The sequence below is a fragment of the Paenibacillus tuaregi genome, assembly GCF_900086655.1.
GTDB classification, from domain to species: Bacteria; Bacillota; Bacilli; order Paenibacillales; family Paenibacillaceae; genus Fontibacillus; species Fontibacillus tuaregi.
This window is the reverse complement of sequence record NZ_LT575476.1, coordinates 275,779-295,535: the sequence shown is the minus strand read 5'-3', so window position 1 is coordinate 295,535 and position 19,757 is coordinate 275,779. Positions and strand designations below refer to the sequence as shown.

The following is a 19,757-nucleotide window of genomic DNA, read 5'->3' as shown; positions in this document are numbered from 1 at the left end:
TTACGCCCTTCTATGGTGTGGCAGATCTCGCTTGCGCATCCTGAAGCTTCTGGGCAACTGCATCGACCGAGCCGCCCATCATAATTTCCTGAAGACCGTTATTGATAGCCTCCCCAGCATCTGCAGACAGGTAGGCATCGTAGACTGGTGTGATTTTGGATTTCTTCACAAGCTCAAACGCTTTGTAATACAGGGAGCTAACTTTGGATTTATCCACTTGGGTATCAAACATAACCATGGAGTTGCTTTCAGCAATTGCCTTCTGTGCATCGGGTCCGCATATTGCATAGATCAGCTTTAGTGCGGCTTCCTTCGTTGCGCCAGTCGTACGTTTGCTTAGGGCAAGACCACCGCCTGCGCCGCCGGAAATCGTGCCTGCTTCACCCTTGCCATCTGGGATCGATGGAAGTGTAGTTACCTCAATGTTCTTCATCTGCTCTTCACTGGAAGATGCCGCAAGGTTCGTCAGAGTCCATGCTCCGCTGATCATCATAGCCGCATTGCCTTGAATGAAGTACTGCTCGGCTTGGGTATTATCAATACTGTTGGCGCCTTCTTGGAAGGCCTTGTTGTCCACCAATTGCTTGAAGTATCCAAGTGCTTTAATGAACTCAGGGTCCGTGAATTTGGCTCCCTTCTGGGCAACCGCATTCTTGAACCACTCTGTACCCGTGACGCGGTCAGCCAGAGAGCCCAGAATCGTGGACTGTGCAACCCATGTCGCTTTGTTACCGAGCGCGATCGGAGTTACTTTGTTCTCATTAAACACCTTAATGGCGGTCATCATTTCATCCCAGGTTATAGGGACTTTCACTTTATGCTTGTCAAAGAGCGACTTATTGTAATAGAGGATTGAAGTTGCGGACATCGAGATAGGGGCAGAATAAATCTGGTTTGGCTCAAAAGAGTACGGTTCAAAAGCGCCCGGAAGGAACTGGTTCTTCCAATCCGCGTTCTTGTTTACCAGCTCTGTAATCGGCTGCAGCAAGCCCGCCTTGTGCAGCTCGGACGATTGGCTGCCCGCATAGACGAAGAATACATCCGGCAGTTCGTTGGCAGCCGCCACAGTACTTAGGCGCTGACGGTAGCCGTCCACTGGAATGGCTTGAGCATCAAGCTCAACATTCGGGTTGTCCTTGGCGAATTGGTCAATCAGACTTCTTACGGTTTTGGCTCTGAGGTCATCGCCAGCGAAGTTGTGCCAGATGGTCAGCTTCACCTTTCCATCCTTGGACGCTTCGCCCTCAGCATTCTTGGTGCTGCTGCTCTCCCCGCAAGCAGTCAGGAACATGGCCATCATTAGCAGGGCAAGACCCAATGTACGAATTTTCTTCATTCGTCATCCTCCTCAATATATCTAGGGCTAGTTAGGAATGCGCTTCCATTTGTGTTGTAAGCGGTTAAATGGATTAATACAAGTATAAGAGAGGAGGAATTTCGTCCATAGGGGAGATAATTCAGACTATAGAGGGACAAAATTCAGCTTTTGCCCCTAAATTCCGAAGGAGTCTGGCCCGTAAACTTCTTGAAGAGCCGGTTAAAATATTTAATGTCCTCATATCCGATCTGATTGGCCACTTCACTGATTTTAGCCGGTGTCTCACTAAGCATGGTCATGGCGCGGCGCATTTTGGCTTGCGTTACAAACTCAATATAATTCTGGCCAGTCTCACGCTTGAACATTTCACTGAAGTAATTCGGATTCATGTGCACATGCTTGGCTACCTGAGCCAAGGACAAGCTCTGATCCAAATGCTCATGAATATAGGAGATCGCCCGCTGGACGCTGCTTGTTCCCGAGAACATCCGGCTGTACTGCTCCATGATCACCTCGCAGTGACGTAACAGTACCTGCTCGGGATGGCTCGCTAACTTTCCCCGGTCCGACTCCTCGCGATAGGGAAGAGGGTTCGGATAGCCGATCGACTGTGCTGCCCGCTCCAGCCAGCGGTAGCCCGCCACTAGCAACGACTGAAGATAGGCCTGGACCGAGCTTGGCGTCGCCTCGCTATCCCCCTTCACCCGGGTCAAAATATCTGTGATTCCGCGCCGAAGGCCATCCCGGTCCCCGGATTTAAGCAGGGAGGCAAGCGCTGCTTCTTCCTCCATCGTACATACGATGCGCAGACCCTTGCGGTCTTTAATGTCTTCATAACGTACGATAGGCTCCTCACTTAGGAGCCATACATAAGATGAGGCTTGAACAGCCGTCTCTAGTGCCCCCTTCAGCTCATCCGTATCCTTCGCTGGACTTCCGCAGGCTGCAAAGATCCGGCAGCCAAGCATGTCCTCCGCCCGACGCAGCGCAGACTGTACCCGGTGCCATCCTGTATGCCCGGCTTCTTCCCGAACCAGGAAGAGCAGAGAGCCGGCCCAGTGCAGCCATTCGCCGGGGAGCTGCTCGGCCAGGTTCTCTCCGATTGCACTGTAGAGCTTATCCTCCACGACTGTACTCATCTGGTCTCCGACCTCGGCCACAGATATCATCCAGATCCGGAGCACATCCTGGCCTGCGGTCAGCCGGAGCTGCGGGTATCTGCTCCACAGCTCCAGGGCTGCGGCCTCATCTGGGGATGCGGCAGAGGCCAGCAGCCGCCGCAGGAAGCTGCGGTTCAGCACCTTCATCTGCTCCTTGCCCATCCTGTCCTTCAGCCGCCGCTGTTCAATGCGGTTCTTGGCATGTGCAGCAGCCCGCAGAATCTCGTCAGGCGGGCTGGTCTTCAGCAGGTAATCGGTCACTCCTTCCCGCAGGGCCTGCTGGGCATAGACGAAATCATCAAAGCCCGAAATCACGATGACCTCGGTCTCAGGGAATTCCTTCTTCACTTCCGAGGCCATATCAAGTCCGCTCTTTCCGGTCATCCGGATATCGGTAAATATAATCTCAGGCCGCTCCTCAGGAATGCGCGCCAGTGCCTCCTCAGCTGAAGCCGCAGGTGCAAGTATGGTGTATCCGTGATCTTCCCAGCGGATGACCGTACTTAGTCCAGTGCGGATAATCACCTCATCATCAACAATCAATACCTTCATCCGATTCTCCCCTTCCATGTATGCTGCCTGGTTGTAAATAAAATCACCTGATCTGCTCTCTCTATCTGATCCGGGCTCAAAGCTCTTAGTTCGGCTGCTCAGCTCGGTGTAACGTCCTGGGAAGGAATCGTGAAAGAAATCCGGGTCCCTTCCCCCTCCGTACTCTCCATATGAAGGCCGGCTTCTTTGCCGTAGTGGAGGACAAGCCGATTATGCACATTACGCGCCCCATAACCTCCTGATGACGGCTTCTCCCGGTCCTGAACCGGAGAACCGGTCAGTTGGCTCCGCAGCGACTGCAGCCGCTCGTCTGGCATGCCAACTCCATCGTCCGCAACCGTGAAATGAAGGGAATCCTCATCTGTCTGCCTGATTTCAATTTTGATTGTCCCAATTCCATCTCTCTTCAATATGCCGTGAAGCATCGCGTTCTCAACCAGTGGCTGGAGCAGCAGCTTCAGCATATACCGGTCCTGAATCCCGGGGTCGGACAGCACCTCGAATCTTATTTTGTCCGGATAGCGGATGGACTGAATGTTCACATAGTTCTGCACATGCAGAATCTCCTGTTGCACCGGACAATATTCCTGCCCGCTGTTCAAGCTGAACCGGAGAAAATTACTTAAAGAGCCAACCATGTCAGCAATCTTGTGATCCTGGTTCATCAGCGCCAGCCAGTGGATAGAAGACAGCGTATTATATAAAAAGTGAGGGTTAATCTGAATCTGAAGCGCCTGCATGTCGGCTTCCTTCTTGAGTGACTCATTCAGCTTGACCTCATCGGTCAGCTTGACAATCCGGGAGCTCAGCCGGTTATAACTGATGATGAGCTGGCCTACCTCGTCAATGGATTTAACCGGGATAGCTGGCAGCGGCTCGTCCGGGCTTGCCTTCTTGAGAAATTTCGTGAGTGTGGACAGTGGATTCGTAATTCTCTGGATCAGGAAGAGTACAAGCGCGATGACAAACAGAATCGCAACGGTAACCGCGATAGCCGTCAGGGTAAGAAAATAATGATTCTGTGACCGGTATTCTTGGGAAGGAATGATCCCTACGAGCTTCCAGTTCACACCGGACATCTTTTTATATAGAATAGTCTTCTTGTCTGAGCCTGTTCCGTAATCCAGATACCCGCTTGCACCTCCTAGAGGTTTCAAGTCAGGGTAATACCCGGTTATAGGGTGATTAATCCCCATATCTGATGGGCCTGCGATAATCCGGTCCTTCTCGTCAAGAAGAAGCACAAACCCGTTCTTCTCCAGCACGGCCTGCTGGATCTGTCTGGCGATCACCGCCTGGTTCAGGTTAATCTGAACCTTGCCGATTTGTTTGTACTTATCCAGGCTCCGGATCGGTCTCGCCAGAGTAATCACCTGACTTACGCCGTCAGAAGTCCACTGCCGGTGAACATCCGACCACCACTTGGGATGGTCTTTATAATAATCCGGGACTGTCTCGGTAATATCCTTGAATTCAGACCGGATCAGGGATTTCTGTGAGATTGACCTTTTCTCCCCCATTGAATCAATGATAATGTTCGCCACATAGGGCTTAGAAAATGCCAGATTGGTCAAAAAGCTGATTATCGTGGTCTGCTGCCGCAGATCATAGACCTGGGACTTTAGGTAATCTTGAACTCCGCTGTGTCCAATCAGAAAGAGCGACATATTCTCCGCATCCTTAACCATAGTATCCAGGTATGCCTCAAGCTGGCGGAGCGTGTTCATCCCCGTGATGATCGCCTTCTCTTCAGTCAGTCCCTCAGCCATTTTGTACGAGAAAAAGCCAAGGGACATCAAAGGTACGAGTGTTGCGATAATAATAAGCAGAGACAGCTTCCTCTTCAACGATCTCCCGAGCCAATTCTCCATTCTCCCACCTCTGATCAGTTGCCTTTATTCAAAGAAAACTCCGTGCGTCCAGCCAAGTCATGCCCTCTATAACCAGTTGAACAAAAGGCCCGACTAGTAAGCGCTTGCACAAAATTCTATGAAAACATAACAGCTTCGTCTGGCCCAACTTATAGGCTATCGTATCATACTTTTGAAAATCCGGTACAGCCTTCTCCGGGCCGCAAGTCAGGTGATAATTACCATACAATCAATGATCCCCTCTTGATCTAGGCAAAAATAAAAGAGACTTCTAGACGAAGCCCCTTCTTCACTAAACCTATAATCCTTATTCGCTTGCCATTCATTCCATGTTCAGACCCAGCGCCAAACTCTGGCCCTGCTCTTTAATGACTTTCGCGGGATATTCATACACCTGCGGGTCCTGCTCACAGACCCGAATCCACGCATCCACGCATTCCTCGTCAAAATGGGTGCCCCGGTTCTCCACAATCATTCTCATCGCCTCTTCATGGGTCCAAGCCTTCCGGTAAGCCCGCGTCGAGGTCAGCGCATCATACACATCTGCCACGGCAACGATCCGGGCCAGCAGCGGAATCTCATGTCCCTTCAGCTGGTCTGGATATCCGGTTCCGTCCCACTTCTCGTGATGCGAACGAATAATATCCAGCTCTTCCTTCATGAAGCCGAGCATCCGGCACATGTCATAACCTTTAACTGGGTGAAGCTCAATAATCTCCCGTTCCTCCGGGGTCAGCCGGCCGGGCTTGTTAAGGATCTCATCGGGAATATGGATTTTGCCGACATCGTGAATGATTGACCCCTGTGACACCACACGGAGCTGTTCGGGAGACAGCTTCATCTCCTCGGCAAGCTTCATTGCATACATCGTAACCCGGAAGTTATGCCCAGCTGTATAGGTGTCCTTCTCTTCCGTAGCATGAATGAGAGCCCGTACACTCGGGGACAGGCAGCTTGTGATCCGTTCCAACGGATCCGTTGTGAACAATCCCTTAAACGCCATGCTCCAGGAACCGTTGGCCGCATACTGCCGGATCAGCCCGATCATCATGACGATCATGGAAGCCAGCAGCAGGAAATGGTACAGCCACCAGCTCATTCTCCAGGTCTCACCGGACACCATAATATACTGGGCGAGAATCAGCCAGCAGCAGCTGTATATAATGGCCATCTGAAGAGGGAACCGGGAATACCGGTAGGATTGAAAGTAACGGTATATGGTAATCAGATTGAGCAGCCCAACCAGAACAGTAACCGACCATTTGACCGACTTCTGATCCAGGGGGATGAAGTCCAGCCAATGCGGGTTCATCAAACACACCACACCGAGTGATATGATCAAAATCAGCCAGATGGGAATCAATCTTCCCCGAAGACCAGACAGCTTGGTGATCACAGCAGAGTCTGAAGACATCGATGACAGCCACAGCCAGAAAGTTGCCAGCAGCGTGCTGGCCTGGGCCGCTACCCCGGATAAATGTGCCGCATGAATCATCAGATTAGGCGTGGCCAACCCATGTACGGTGAACATTTCCGCCAAAGAGATGAACGCAAGGGCCAGAAAGCTCACTTTAATATTTCTTACACGATGACCGGCGATCCCGACTGCGATGGCAACTAGAGTGGCCAGCAGGGCTACCGAGGTAACAATATAGAAATGCCCCTCCGGTGCTATCAATTCCATGTCCCAGAGAGCGTGCGCCTTTAAATACTCAAAGAGCACAAAAGGCACAAATACAGACAGCGCCGGACCGAGAATATCACGCTTTCTCATCCAAAAGTCCCCTTTGATTCCGTAGGTAGGTAATTAGTCTCATGTTCTCCCAGTGTATCACAAATCTATGTGAAATGAACAAAGAAATAGTTGTGGAGACACGCATTATTCATGTCCACGCTCATGAGAATATCATCACAGGTGAGAAACATATCAATCCCGACAAATGGAGTCCGCTTATTTACAACTTCAGACATTACTTTGGTCTTGGCCCGTCCTTGGGTAAGTCCTTCCGGGCAGGAAAATAACTACATCCAGCCCTCTATCTCTTCGGCTGCCGCCTGATCCTAAGGGCCAGACAAAAACAAACAAACCTGATCTCCTCCCCTTCCCGGGTAAGATCAGGTTTGTCTGGAACCTGCGAATTGTGATCGAGCCTTACTAAGCATAGTATTCTTGAAGCAGGGCCCGTGTCTCTTCGACGCCGTTGTCTTCAGCTGTTAACATACCCTTCTCGGCCCAACATTCTATGCATTTTTCTTCACAATCACACATATGGGCGTCTTCGCAGGTGTAGCAGAACTGAAGCAAGTTTCTTGTCATAACTTCGGGGTTGACTGTTCTCATCTGAATCACTCCTTATCTTCTTTACGAGTTAAATATATCACAGGCCACCGAACAACATTGTGATTTATTTCACAATATGAGGTAAATCACAATTATTTTTTACTCACCAGCGAATCTCAGAGAGAAGACCCAGCAGCTCGCCCTTCTCCGCCTGGCTAAGCGGCCACTCCGAGGTGATCTCCTGCCTAATCCGTTCCATATTCGTATAGCCCTTGGCTAATCCGTTAAGCCGGGCCGCAAGTGTGGAGTTCAACAGCTCATGCCGATCCGGATACAGCATCCCCAGCTTCGCTACCGCGCTCGGATAGCGGTGAAGATAGTACTTCTGATGCCGGTCTTCAGCCAGGTGCCAGCTTATGCAGGATGCAACCTCCGTCTCCGGCCTGGCCCTGCCAGACTCCACGATCTCTTTAGCTACCCGGTCTGCTGCCGTCTTCTGGGATTCATTCATGCAGAGCACCAGGGACATGTACTGCCGTCCCTTATAATCATTAATATTCACGGGATTATGATGCTGCCAGAATACACGCAATATTTCCTCAAAAGTGATCCGGGCCGGATCATAATCGAACTGCACCGTCTCAGAATGGTCTCCCATGTTACGATAGGTGGGATCAGGCGTGGTTCCTCCCGCATATCCCACACGAGTCCGGATGACTCCCGGAAGATGGCCGAACAAAGCCTCCGGGCTCCAAAAGCAGCCCATACCGAGAGTCGCTGTCTCAATCTGCGGCGGATTAATCGTGGCATGGACTTTGACGTCCTCATCTTTGATCTTCCATTCCCGCTTATTCACGCCTAACAACCTCCTATGTAGAGCTCCTATTGCGTATTCCGCTTCACTGGACCGTCCGTCACTACAGCTATTCTACCCAATTTTACCACAAAACAAAGGCACCTTAATCAAGGCGCCTTTGTCCCGCATAGAGGGGTATGCTGATGGAGGGGGTTGGTATTGAGTTCAAAATACTAAGGAAGCGTGACTAAGAAAGGCTTCACGGTCTTCGCGAATGTGTAACTATTCGATCCATCCCAGTTGATGGACCATGTCATGGCTCCGCGGATATCCGGATATTTGGCTACAGGCTTGTAGCTTCCGCAGCCGCTGCCTGTTGCCAGGCATCCAAGCGCATTGTTCACAACAGAGGCGGACACATAACCGCCGCCTGCCGCAGAGGAGGTTGCCGGTACGCCAATACCCAATTGGGAAGGTGCAACCCACTGCAGGGTCAGGTCAGACAGAGCTGTCAGGAAGTCAATCGTGCCTTGGGAGTAACACTTGCCGTCACGTCCAAGCATACAGCCGGAGTTATAGTACTGCACGTTAATAACAGTTGTAATATCCTTCAGGTTTTTATACAGCTGCATATACGAGGTGTTCTCGCTCTGCATGTCAATCGTTTGTGGAGCCATAGTCAAAATAAAGCTGGAACCGACCTTCTGCTGAAGCTGACGAACCGCCGTGGTCAGATTCGCCACGTTCATCCCGTTCTCCAGATCGATATCAATGCCGTCCAGATTATATTTTGTAATAAGGCCGTACATGCTGTCCACAAAGTTGGCTACGTTCGGGGAGGCACTGTTCAGATTGATGTTCCCCTTCTCGCCACCTACCGAAATGATTACTTTCTTGCCTTTGGCCTTCTTGGCTTTGATATCATTAATCAGATCCTGGTCTGTGTAACCGCCAAGTGCGTTAGACAGGGAGGAATCCACGTTAAATGTAACGCCGCCCGGTTTGGTCAGGTCCATTTCCGCAAAAGACAGCACAATAATATCGTACTCATCCGGCACATTAGCCACCTTCACGTTTGCTGCCCCGTTTATAAAGTTCTGCCAGTAGCCGGTCACGACATGCTTCGGCAGCGAGCTGTTACCACCGGTGCCCGGGGTTGTTACCGATACCGAGGAGCTTGGCGCAGAGGCGTTACCTGCGGCATCCTTGGCCACAACCTTAAAGGTATAAGCTGTGCTTGCCGCAAGACCGCTGATGGTTGCGGAAGTTCCTGTTACCGTCAAAGCAACGGAGGAACCTTGGTATACATCGTAACCTGTAACTCCCACGTTGTCGGTTGAAGCTGTCCAGGTCAAGGATACGCTGGAAGAGGTTGATCCGCTAACCGCCAGATTGGTTGGAGCCGTTGGCGCCTGGGTATCCCCGGTACCTGTGGAAGCGGTCTTAGCCGTAATTTGATTGCTTGCGGCAGACAGATTGCCTGCGGCATCCTTTGCCTTCACCGTGTACGTATACGTAGTGTTCGCACTAAGTCCTGTATTGGTATAAGTTAAAGTAGTTCCGTTCACACTGCCGACGAGCGTGCTTCCCTGATATACATTGTATCCGGTCACACCTACATTGTCCGAGGAAGCTGACCACGACAATGTAATGCTCGAGGTCGTTGCTCCTGTTGCCTGCAGATTGGATGGCGCCGTTGGCGCCTGAGTGTCCTGGTTACCGCCAGGAACAAGCTGCCACAGGGCAGGGACATTCGGCGGCTCCCATCCGATCAAGGATGTGTGCGGCTGAATATCCTTGTAGGTGCTTCCGCCGTAGGTGACGGTATCATTCAAGGCATACGACACATTAGGCGCCCAGGCTCCCCGGTCAGCAGCCGAAGCCATTGACGGAATCAGCCCAAGGAACATGGTTGCAACGACCATAAGCGACATCGACTTACGCGTTCGTCCCAGCAATCTTTTCTTCATAAAATCCCTCCTAGATTTGTGTGATGGGTCCTGCCACGATTCCGGTAAGTGGATCACCTCCCTCAAGGATTAACGGCTCTTCAAGCAAGCCAGATAAAGTGTAAAAAAAACCGAAGAAATGCAAGCATACCCTATAGCTGCCGTTGGCAGCGCTTACAAATCTGTCGGTTTTTTACAATATAGCATCGAATCTAGCAGATCTGTAGGGCTAAATTCTTATAATAAGGGCTAAAATTCTATTATTCTATCCCTTACAGTGATACGCTCCCATACGTAGAAAGATTAAAGAAAAAAACGGGTTGTCCCTCAGATCACTTTCGTGACCTTGGGACAGCCCATTCTAATTTTGCTAATCAGCTTTGTTTATTGTCTGCTCCGGTCCCCGTCCTCCAGCATATCGAGCAGCAGACCGGCGAGCGGAGCAGGGAACTGCGCGTTTTGCGCCGCCGTCAGGAAGAGGCCGACATCCTTCTGCGGAATTTTGCTTTGGGAAACGGTTGCTGACTTCTCGGCGATCATTTTGCCATAGCTTTGATAGATTGGAGCGGTAAACAGAGTGCTCGTAAGCATGTTGACCGCCGCTTTGGGATCGACCCCACCGCGCTCGGCCATTCCTAGTGCTTCCTCCAGCGAGCGTGCGGCGGAGACGATCAGGAAGTTACCGATCAACTTGACGAGCACGGCCGTACCGGCTTCTTCGCCGAAGTCAAAGATCCCTCTGGCTCCCATCGCCTCCAGCACTGGCCGTACTCGCTCCTTCGCTTCCTGCGGTCCCGCTACGGGAATCCACAACTGCTTGGCAATGGCCGCCTCAGGCCGCCCAAAGATGGGCGCCTCAACATATATAGAGCCGTGCCGCGCGTGCAAATCCGCTAGCTTCCTGCCCATATCCGGCGACACTGTACTCATCGACACATGAATGCCGCCCGGCCCCAATCTCTCCAGGAAACCCTCGCTCCTGACGACGTCTTCCAATGCTTCATCGTCCCATACCAAGGTGACGACGATGCCTCCGGCCGTCACGGTGTCAGCCGGACTATCCGCCTGCAACGCCCCCTGGGCAACGACCGGCTCCGCTTTGCCTGCGGTGCGATTGTATACGGTCAGCGCATAACCGGCTTGGAGCAGATTGGCTGCGATGGGTAACCCCAGCTGGCCGAGTCCGATAAAACCAATTTTTCCTCTCATGAATATAACCTCCTTCTGGTTTTAAAACATGACGTTTACGTCATGTTTTAAGCAAAAAAAATTAGTCACGATCATTGGCCTCGAGCCACTGCTCGAAGCGTTCGATATGAGACTGTAGTTCAGCGCGGAACTGCCCAAGCGCTTCGAGCTTCTCGTCTGTGTCAGCCATATGCCGGCGCAGCAGTCCGAGCACCTTCCGCTTCGGCTGTACTCCGCTTGGGTCCGTGAAGTAGAGCTCGATAACGTCCCGAATCTCTTCGAGGCTTAAACCCAGTTTTTTCAACTGATCGATCTTCCGCAGACGGGCGACCGTTTCTTCCGTATAGTAGTGATGACCGTTGCCCTCACGCTCGCCTGAAGGAAGCAGTCCGATGCTCTCGTAGTAGCGCACCGTGCGCTGGGTAACCCTTGCCCGCTCTGTCAACTCGCCGATGCGCATGCGGTCCATGATCAATCATTCCTTCCAAGATAAAACATAACGTTAACGTCACGTTTTCATGATATCACTTTGATTGAGCGATGTAAAGACACCTGAATTTCGCTCTACTTGTAAATCAGCCAGTCTATGCCTCCCAAGCAAACTCGCCCGACCCCCACCAAAAAACTTGCCGTTACATATGGTAAGGTTCACCGCGAATGATCTTGAACTATTCTGCTCAGTTAGCCTAATGGCGTAATTTTTCATTTAGATCTAACACTTTATTTTCTCAGTCTACAACTTAATTTTCTCGGCCTATTACTTTATTTTCTTCTAACACCTATACTTATGAGCAAATGCAGTCCTAACCCGTTAAGGCAAAATTCAGATGCTCTATAATAGCAAACAAGATCAGGCCAAGAAGGTCTGATCTTGTTGTGTTCTTTTAAGCTTCTATGACTTGAATGTACGGATTTTGCCATCATCATGAGCTCTTGAACAGACTACACGGAGTGAAACTCGAGTACCTGGCACCGTCCGTCCATCAATAGGCGAGGTTTAGCCCAACCGCCCATTGGCTCAGCTGTGAGCTAGAAGCCCAATCACCAGTGCAGCCAGCCCAACTATAGCGATCACCAGTTCCATCATGGCAAGCGATTTTTTGGCTAGACGGACCGCAGTCAAATTTACAGCGCTATGCAGCGGGATGAGTACGAACACAAGCCAAGGATTAGCGGCTGCAAGCAGCGTACAACCAATATGGAAGGCGCTTGCGGAGATCCTCTCCACGATCCCCCACACCGGACTGGCATTAACGGTTCCCTGGGCTTCAAGCATAGCCTTGGCCTGCAGCGCCTTCTCATCCGTCCGTTTCGCAAGCGAGGCGATCGCCACAACTTGAACCATCGTATACAGAACCTCAACGGCGGCCCAACCCTGACCTATCGATAGCGCCCATGAGAATCCTGATCCTGTAAGAAGAAGCAGGCCTAGACGGACACCTTCCTCCAGCGGGCCGGAGGAACCTACAACGATCTGCTGCGCCTTCTCCTTCGGCAGCCTCATTGCGACCGCACTTACCGGACCGCGCAGCATTAAAGCGATAATCCATCCTAGGGCGCCCAAACCGAAGGCTGCCCAGACCAACGGGGTTCCTGAATAATGGAACACCACCCAGAACAGAACCGGTACAAGCACATATACCGGAAGCAGCGGAAGGGTTTTTTTCACCTGCAATTCCAAAGTATCGTTCTGCGTATTAAGGTTGGTTGTCGTCATTAGTATCTTCCCCCGTCTTCTGTTGCTGATTTTCAGCTCGCCCCGGAATAATAATGGTGGACATCATTCTTCTGCGCCGGCCACGGCCCGGCACCCTGCCCGAATACCGTGCCATCTGCGCCCGGATATCCTGAAGCATCTGCACATACTCCTCATCAGTAAGGTAGAACTGCGTCTGCCGGAAGGATACCCCGTCCTGAATCAAGTTGTATTCCGGCTGCTGCAGATAGTCACCGAAGTCGGCGATCAAGCTTGCCGTGAACTTCATGAACATCTGCATATGCTCTTCAGACGCTGCCTGGGTCACATCCTCGGGCGTGCTGTCGGCCCCACCCTTAGCAAGCGAATATACCTTCTCGACCGTACCCCTGATCTGATTCTGCTCCACCACTTCAATCAGCTTGGCTTCCCGAAGCTTGTTCAAATGGCGGTACATCGTAGCCTGCGGCACATCGGACAGCATCTCGGTGAGCTGCTGCGTTGTCATCTGTTTCCCTGTAATCAATGTCTGGATAATCCGCATCCGGATAGGATGCATGATAAGATCCATTTTGGAATTTCCCACGCTAAACTGCTCCTTTATTATTATCATTATCAATAATGATAATAATAAACCACGGCATTGTCAATGCCGTTTCTTACAAGAATACATCTCTTACATTGTTTAAAATTCTTATCCCAGGACAGCGCGCTAACCCGCTTCACCCTCATCTTTGCCCGGGGTTACTGGTACGTTTAGAAACCTCTCTCCTTCAGCCGGTATTCCTTCGGGGATATGCCTAAATGAGCACGGAATACACGGTGAAAATAAGAATAGCTGGAGAAGCCGCAGGTCTCCGCAATATGCTCCAGCGTCATATCGCTGTATTTCATGCGTTCTGCGGCCGCGTTAAGCCGGATCTGCGTCGCATAACCGATCATGGTCATTCCGTAATAATCCTTGAACAGCCGGACTGACCGGGAGAGACTTAACCCCGCGTACCGGGCCGCTTCCTCCAGCTTGAAGGTCACCGTGGCATGCTCCTCGATGAACCTCTTCAACCGGAGTGCGGCAAATACCGTCCGGCTGGAGTGTGTGTTCTCGGCGATGGCGCGGTCAAAATACAAACACAACCCCCGCAGGAGATAATCCATAATCTCCACATTCTCCTCGAGCGGACCCCGCCGCTTCTCGATAATCAGATTCTGCCACAGCCGAAGCAGCTTCTCATCCACCCCAACCGCGCTCACCACAGGTCTTTCCTTACGCCCCCACCAGCTGTCAATCCAATCCCCTTCACAAAAAACATAATAATCCCCGCTGGACACCCTCCCATCTATCTCGGATTCCTTCACTTCCAGATCATATTCATCCCCCGGCTTCAGCAGGATTAAATCGCCTGCCTGAACGTGGTACTCCTGTCCCCGGCAGATCACTCTACAAGAGCCCTCCGTCTGAAGGCGGAACAAATAGTTGGTGAGCCCGCTGCGGCTGTTCTGGGTAAATGGCCTCGAATGATAGGAATAATCACATATCAGCAAGCTGGTTTCCATAAGATCCCTACCCCACTTCACGAAAATATAATCAAATAGTTCAGGTTCTGAGTAGATTGTGTATGTTCATTTTAGCTTATATTCATGTATTCTGGTATCAGATAAGGCACTTATTATATTCCATAAGGATGAGGTGTTGAAATTGAGTAAACCAGGTATTGGACTGCAGTTGTATACGCTTCGTGAAGAGACAGCCAAGGACTTTCGCGGCACACTTCGCAAGGTAGCGGAGCTTGGTTATGAAGGTGTTGAATTTGCAGGTTATGGGGATCTGTCCGCAGAAGAAATGAAAGCGCTCTTAGATGAGCTTGGACTCAAGGCCATCAGCAGCCATGTGCCGCTGCAGGCGATGAAGGACAATCTCCAGCAGGAAATTGACTACCTGAAGACCATTGGAGCCAAATACATGATCTGTCCTTATCTTGCCCCGGAAGACCGGCCAAAGGGTGAAGGCTGGCGGGAACTGTTCTCTTTTCTCCAGGAAGCCGGTACGGAGGTCCGCAAGCAAGGGCTGGTCTTCGGTTATCACAACCATGATTTCGAATTCCAGGACCATGTCGGCGAGCTAACGGCATTCGATGCGCTGTTCTCGGACACAACACCGGAGGCGGTTCAAGTAGAGCTTGACGTATGCTGGGTGCAATTCGCAGGCCAGGACCCGCTTGCCTATATCAAGAAATACGCCGGACGGCTGCCGCTGCTCCATCTGAAGGATTTCAGCAAGGATGAGCAGGGCCACATGGTCACTCTGGAGCTTGGAAAAGGCTCGGTGGATCTTCCCGCTGTGACTGAAGCTGCCATAGAGGCCGGGGTAGAGTGGTTAATCGTTGAGCAGGACTTCTGCCAGAATCCGCCCCTCACCAGTGTTGAGAACAGCCTGAACTGGCTTAAAGATCATCATTTGAAGGTATAGATATAGAGACATTAATTTATCATCTGAATGAAAAAGGAGACTTCTGTCCAATGAGTAAAATTAGAGTGGCTGTCATTGGCTGCGGCGCAATCGCCCAGCGCCGGCATATTCCTGAGTACGCTGCAAATGCGCAGGCGGAGCTGGTGGCTTATGCCGATCCCCGGATCGAGCGGGCCCGGGAAATGGCGGAGATTTACGGCGGCAAGGCTTATGCCAGCTACGAGGAGCTTCTTGCCAATGAGAAGATCGACGCGGTAAGCATTTGTACGCCGAACTACTTGCATGCGCCAATGGCGGTGGCTTTTGCGGAGGCTGGAGTGCACGTATTGGTTGAGAAGCCTATGGCTACGACTGAAGAGGAAGGCAAACAGATGATCGAGGCTGCCCGCAAGAACGGGGTGTATCTAATGGTCGGCCACAACCAGCGCCTTATGCCTCCGCATGTGAAAGCGAAGGAAATTCTCGATTCCGGCAGACTTGGGAAGGTATTGACCTTCCGCACTTCCTTCGGTCATCCCGGGCCGGAGGCCTGGAGTGTGGACGGCCGCGACAGCTGGTTCTTCGAGAAAGATCAGGCTATTCTTGGAGCGATGGGAGATCTCGGGGTGCACAAGTCCGATTTCATCCGTTATTTGCTGAATGACGAGGTAGCTGAGGTTGCCGCCTTCATCGGCACACTGCACAAGGAAGACACGGCTGTGGACGACAATGCCACCTGCTTGCTGCGTATGAAGAGCGGTGCCATTGGGACGTTAGTGGCCAGCTGGACCCAGTACCAGGGTGGAGACAACAGCACGGTTCTCTGGTGTGAGAACGGTGTGGTTAAGATCGGCACAGTGAGTGGAGACGAGGTCATTGTGGAGTTGACTAACGGCACGGTAGAGACCTACAAGGTCGGGGCGATGGCAACCAATGAGAAACAGGTGCCGAGTGGTGTGATCGATGCTTTTGTGGAGTCTATCCTCAATCAGACTCCGCCGAGCATCTCCGGGGAAGAAGGCCTTCGTTCGCTGCAGGTCATTCTGGCAGCGTTCGAATCCCAAGCTACCGGGCAGATTGTAAAGCTGCAGCCTTAATAACTTAATAGGGTAATCTGATTAAGCAAACACAAACCAAGCATAGAGGGGCCGTCTTATAGGGACGGCCCCTGATTTTGTTTAGGAGTTGGGTTTATGTTGGAAAGCTCCGGTATTTTTGTTATCTCATCTGTAAAAATACTAATTTACACGCGGTATTTGCGATTCATAATATCCTTAACTGTGTCCGTGATTCCCTGCTCAAAGGGGGTTGCCGGAATCGGCCCTACCAGACTCTCATACTTCTTACCGCTAAGAACAAGCGGCTTCTCGGTCAGATAGAGCATTTCTACAATTTCTTTGAACACGGGTATGAACAATCCGAGGATGGACAGTGAGACTCTGCCCAGAGCAATGACAGGCTTCTTCTGTCCGCTGGCCCGCTGGGCAATCTCCACAATTTTACGTCCTGAAATCACTCCACCCCCCGGAATGTGCCAGTTCTGGCCGTAGGCTTCCTCCCGTTCAGCGAGCTCTACTATCATTTTTGCCGCGTCAGGCAGATAGACATACTCCCTTGGAATACGCATATTTCCGATGAATGCCGCAGGCTTCCCGGCAGCAATCGCCTCCAGGGTGCTGCCTAAATAAGAAGCCTCGTTCGCGGTCGGCCCATAATAGTCCGGCAGCCTGACGATCATCCCTTTTACCTGGTTCCAACGCGGATCAAAGAACATCTTCTCGAATGCAAGCTTGGTTTTTCCTTTCCGGGTGTGGGGACGCTTGGGATGATTCTCATCAATAGGGTGATCCGTCGTCCTTCTTCCATAGGGATATATTCCGTCCACCGCAACCACTTTAATCTTGAGCTGGTTAGCTGCCCCCATAACTGCCTCCCCCAGAGGGAGAAGCTGTGTCGTCATTTGGTTATACGGAATGGATGCCGCATGAAAGATCACATCAGCCCCCTTGGCTGCACGAATGATGCTTGCGGAATCAAACACATTTCCCTCAGCCATAGAGAGAAGCGCCGGGTTTCCCAATTCCTCCGCCATGGCCCGAAGCTTAGGGAGTGACCTTCCGAAGATCACTGTCTCGACCCCCCGCTTAATTAGTTCCGCTGTAATCACTTTTCCTGTTCCTCCAGTAGCTCCTAGAACAACCGCCTTCTTTAACATAAAAAACCTCTCCTTTATCATTAGTTTGTATTTATTAATTGGTTTATTATTGATTGATCAATAATATGTTCAGCAAACACGTTCAACCGCACAGTCATCGCTGCTCCTTCTAAAGCGTAATGAAAAGCACATGATACTTTAAACATGAGTGAACTAGATAGACTGACAGACCAGATAGATAGGTAGATGGTTGCCTTGTAGTTGCTTTGTTGACTGCTTGATTGATTGGTTTGTTCGTTGCTTTGTTGGCTGCTTTGTTGATCGCTTGATTGGTTGCTTGTTGCTAGAAAGAGATTTATTATTGATTGATCAATCACAATTTGAAATAAGCCATACAGGCTTACTTATCCATAGCCATAAGCTCCGGTAAGGATAAGGACATGGAGATATTACACAGCATTCCCCTCGCCAGGAATAACAGGGTCCGCTCCTCAGGGCGATCCAGATCGGCCTGCTTAAAAGCGCTAAGAACCATCTCCCGCACATCTGAAAATCCTTTTCGCATAACCTGCACCACGACCTCTTCTTGAATGGTCTGTGCCTGCATTTGCAGCAATATTTCACTCTTGTTCGATTCCATGATCTGCGCGTATGCCTCAATCAGCTCCTTCTCCAGCTGCTCCCGGCTTGCTCTGCCAATCACACTACGGAAGGCATCAAGGACGCGGGTCCATGAGACCTCAAGCGCTTCGACCAGAAGAGCCTCCTTGGTCGCGAAGAATCGAAACACATAAGGCTGCGATATTTGGGCGCGCTGAGCCACCTGGGCTGTCGTTGCCCGATAATATCCCACCTCGGCAAATACTTCAATGGCTGCTGAAACGATATCGTTCTTACGGTTGGCTGAGGCGGCTGAATTTCTGGGCATAATCCCTCTCCTTTGCTTCATTGTACAGAATTTATTCTGTAATTGATCAATCACTAATCATAATTTACATCACTTCCACTTTTATTTCAACCCCTTATTTGAAATTAATACGCTTATAGAAGTTGAATTAAAGAAAAGTCAGAGCCTAGGCAAAAAGGTGAAATGATTCTAGAGAAGTGCAGCGTTCACCTTTGTGAACAGATCTCACCTGTATTGAACTTGTTAAATCAAAAAATCCGTGCACAACAGTAATCGGACGAGCCATTTCACGAGGATGCCTTCATCTATACAATCATGTGTTCAACTGATTTAAAACCACAAAAGCCCGGATTATACCGGGCTTCTCGCGGCCTACCATTGTCACATCTTCAATTTCTTGATGTTAATGATATACATATTTTTCAGTGGGTAGCTTCCCCCGGAATATTTCCGCGCGCCGGATTCGAAGTTCGTATACAGCTGGCTGCCGAAGAGGGCAATTCCTTCAGACATCGGCGGCATCGTCAGGGAGCTGGTCTTCTTGCCCCAGGCTCCCCGGGTATAGATCAGCAGCTGGCTGGAATTGTTGCGTCCACAGGATTGGCTGTAGATCGCCCGGTCCTTCGTGATAGCCATGCCCTGGATGCGATCAGGAGTCACCCATGAGAAGGAAGCCTTCGGCTTCGCATCCAGTTCATCCTTGCTGTTCAGTCTGTAAGCGTACACCCGTCCCTTAGGGCCGGCATCACACATTTTTTTGCCAATATCTTCACCGTCCATGTATTCCCCTACCCACAAAAATCCTTCGGCATAGGTCGCATAGGAGGCCTTGTGGCTTAAGGCATAACGTTTCATAACCACATTGCTGTAATCCTTCTTGCTGGACAATGTGCTTAGCGGAATCTTGTAGACACTTTTCCCCGAAGCGATCCACAGATTGCTCTTACTCACGGCAAGTCCCCCGGCGTGCCCCGTATGCTTCTTCGTGCTCGATTCATAGAGATACAGGGTTTTAATCCGCTTCTTGGTTGTTGTGCTTGTAATGGCGATAGATGTGGCCGTGCCTCCACTTCCACCCCAGTAATGTGACGTAATAACCCAATTCTTGCCGGGTACAACCGCAAGCCCTTGGGGCACCCACTCCTTATTCCCGGACAATCCCGGGATAACTGGCCCCTGCACAGATACCTTCTTGAAGGAACTGTATTTGTCAGCGGCGTCCACGGCACCAGGCTTCCAGCCTCCAAGCACCCCCAACATCAGGACCACACCTAACAAGCTGGCCACACTTTGTCTTATCCATTTCTTAGTTGTCAACAAGTCCTCTCCCCTTTCATTACTATATTTAAGCGGAAGAGGCGCCATTTAAACAGCACATAAGGAACTATGTGCAAGGAGCTGTGTGTAAGGAACTATAGAAACAAATGGCTTGGGACAG

General features: G+C 50.9%; 17 protein-coding genes and 1 pseudogene. 3 read left to right on the top strand and 15 right to left on the bottom strand.

Going from position 1 to position 19,757, the window contains the following annotated elements; translation table 11 throughout:
* Positions 1 to 10: 10 nt before the first annotated feature.
* The 4 genes from BN6628_RS01710 to BN6628_RS01690 all read right to left on the bottom strand — a co-directional run bounded on the left by BN6628_RS01710 (position 11) and on the right by BN6628_RS01690 (position 6,675).
* Positions 11 to 1,336, bottom strand: coding sequence for an extracellular solute-binding protein (locus tag BN6628_RS01710; RefSeq protein ID WP_068613372.1), 1,326 nt, complete (start codon positions 1,334 to 1,336; stop codon positions 11 to 13).
* A 143-nt stretch (positions 1,337 to 1,479) separates the two neighbouring features.
* A complete protein-coding gene (locus BN6628_RS01705) occupies positions 1,480 to 3,030 on the bottom strand; it encodes a response regulator transcription factor (protein ID WP_068613370.1) in 1,551 nt (516 codons plus the stop codon).
* A 98-nt stretch (positions 3,031 to 3,128) separates the two neighbouring features.
* The gene (locus BN6628_RS01700) at positions 3,129 to 4,901 is read right to left on the bottom strand and encodes a cache domain-containing sensor histidine kinase (protein WP_068613367.1); all 1,773 of its coding nucleotides are present in this window, start codon (positions 4,899 to 4,901) and stop codon (positions 3,129 to 3,131) included.
* 322 nt (positions 4,902 to 5,223) lie between these two features.
* Positions 5,224 to 6,675: an HD-GYP domain-containing protein gene (locus BN6628_RS01690; protein ID WP_068613360.1), complete on the bottom strand. Its 1,452-nt coding sequence runs from the start codon at positions 6,673 to 6,675 to the stop codon at positions 5,224 to 5,226.
* An 89-nt stretch (positions 6,676 to 6,764) separates the two neighbouring features.
* On the opposite strand from BN6628_RS01690, the pseudogene BN6628_RS26500 reads away from it, so the two are divergent.
* Positions 6,765 to 6,923 (top strand): annotated as a pseudogene (locus BN6628_RS26500) (flavin reductase family protein); the annotation flags it as partial.
* A gap of 133 nt (positions 6,924 to 7,056) precedes the next feature.
* On the opposite strand, the gene BN6628_RS01685 reads toward BN6628_RS26500, so the two are convergent.
* From BN6628_RS01685 to BN6628_RS01650, 8 genes are all read right to left on the bottom strand, one after another.
* Positions 7,057 to 7,242 (bottom strand): hypothetical protein, encoded by a 186-nt coding sequence (locus BN6628_RS01685; RefSeq protein WP_068613357.1) that lies wholly within the window; start codon positions 7,240 to 7,242, stop codon positions 7,057 to 7,059.
* A 103-nt stretch (positions 7,243 to 7,345) separates the two neighbouring features.
* Positions 7,346 to 8,038, bottom strand: a complete 693-nt coding sequence (locus tag BN6628_RS01680) for a peptide-methionine (S)-S-oxide reductase MsrA (protein ID WP_235847552.1) — start codon at positions 8,036 to 8,038, stop codon at positions 7,346 to 7,348.
* Between the two features lie 173 nt (positions 8,039 to 8,211).
* Positions 8,212 to 9,948, bottom strand: a complete 1,737-nt coding sequence (locus BN6628_RS01675) for a fibronectin type III domain-containing protein (protein WP_068613354.1) — start codon at positions 9,946 to 9,948, stop codon at positions 8,212 to 8,214.
* A 363-nt stretch (positions 9,949 to 10,311) separates the two neighbouring features.
* Entirely contained in the window at positions 10,312 to 11,136 is an 825-nt protein-coding gene (locus tag BN6628_RS01670; protein ID WP_082926745.1) for an NAD(P)-dependent oxidoreductase, read from the bottom strand.
* Positions 11,137 to 11,197: 61 nt separating this feature from the next.
* Positions 11,198 to 11,575, bottom strand: a complete 378-nt coding sequence (locus BN6628_RS01665) for a MerR family transcriptional regulator (RefSeq protein ID WP_262363161.1) — start codon at positions 11,573 to 11,575, stop codon at positions 11,198 to 11,200.
* 558 nt (positions 11,576 to 12,133) lie between these two features.
* Positions 12,134 to 12,832: a hypothetical protein gene (locus BN6628_RS01660; protein ID WP_068613350.1), complete on the bottom strand. Its 699-nt coding sequence runs from the start codon at positions 12,830 to 12,832 to the stop codon at positions 12,134 to 12,136.
* Positions 12,813 to 13,397: a helix-turn-helix domain-containing protein gene (locus BN6628_RS01655; RefSeq protein WP_089153521.1), complete on the bottom strand. Its 585-nt coding sequence runs from the start codon at positions 13,395 to 13,397 to the stop codon at positions 12,813 to 12,815. Before BN6628_RS01655 ends, BN6628_RS01660 begins: the two co-directional genes overlap by 20 nt.
* A gap of 170 nt (positions 13,398 to 13,567) precedes the next feature.
* Positions 13,568 to 14,365, bottom strand: a complete 798-nt coding sequence (locus tag BN6628_RS01650; RefSeq protein ID WP_068613342.1) for a helix-turn-helix transcriptional regulator — start codon at positions 14,363 to 14,365, stop codon at positions 13,568 to 13,570.
* A gap of 142 nt (positions 14,366 to 14,507) precedes the next feature.
* Here BN6628_RS01650 and BN6628_RS01645 point away from each other — a divergent pair, with 142 nt between their 5' ends.
* Together BN6628_RS01645 and BN6628_RS01640 are read left to right on the top strand one after the other, a co-directional pair.
* Complete coding sequence (locus BN6628_RS01645; RefSeq protein ID WP_068613339.1) at positions 14,508 to 15,278, top strand: sugar phosphate isomerase/epimerase family protein; 771 nt, start codon at positions 14,508 to 14,510, stop codon at positions 15,276 to 15,278.
* Between the two features lie 50 nt (positions 15,279 to 15,328).
* Positions 15,329 to 16,354, top strand: a complete 1,026-nt coding sequence (locus BN6628_RS01640) for a Gfo/Idh/MocA family protein (protein WP_068613336.1) — start codon at positions 15,329 to 15,331, stop codon at positions 16,352 to 16,354.
* Positions 16,355 to 16,500: 146 nt separating this feature from the next.
* On the opposite strand, the gene BN6628_RS01635 is transcribed toward BN6628_RS01640, so the two are convergent.
* The 3 genes from BN6628_RS01635 to BN6628_RS01625 form a co-directional block, all read right to left on the bottom strand.
* Positions 16,501 to 17,472 (bottom strand): NAD-dependent epimerase/dehydratase family protein, encoded by a 972-nt coding sequence (locus BN6628_RS01635; RefSeq protein ID WP_068613333.1) that lies wholly within the window; start codon positions 17,470 to 17,472, stop codon positions 16,501 to 16,503.
* A gap of 340 nt (positions 17,473 to 17,812) precedes the next feature.
* The gene (locus BN6628_RS01630; protein ID WP_068613330.1) at positions 17,813 to 18,340 is read right to left on the bottom strand and encodes a TetR/AcrR family transcriptional regulator; all 528 of its coding nucleotides are present in this window, start codon (positions 18,338 to 18,340) and stop codon (positions 17,813 to 17,815) included.
* Between the two features lie 360 nt (positions 18,341 to 18,700).
* On the bottom strand, positions 18,701 to 19,636 hold the full coding sequence (locus tag BN6628_RS01625) for a hypothetical protein (protein WP_235847550.1): 936 nt from the start codon (positions 19,634 to 19,636) through the stop codon (positions 18,701 to 18,703).
* Between the last annotated feature and the right edge of the window lie 121 nt (positions 19,637 to 19,757).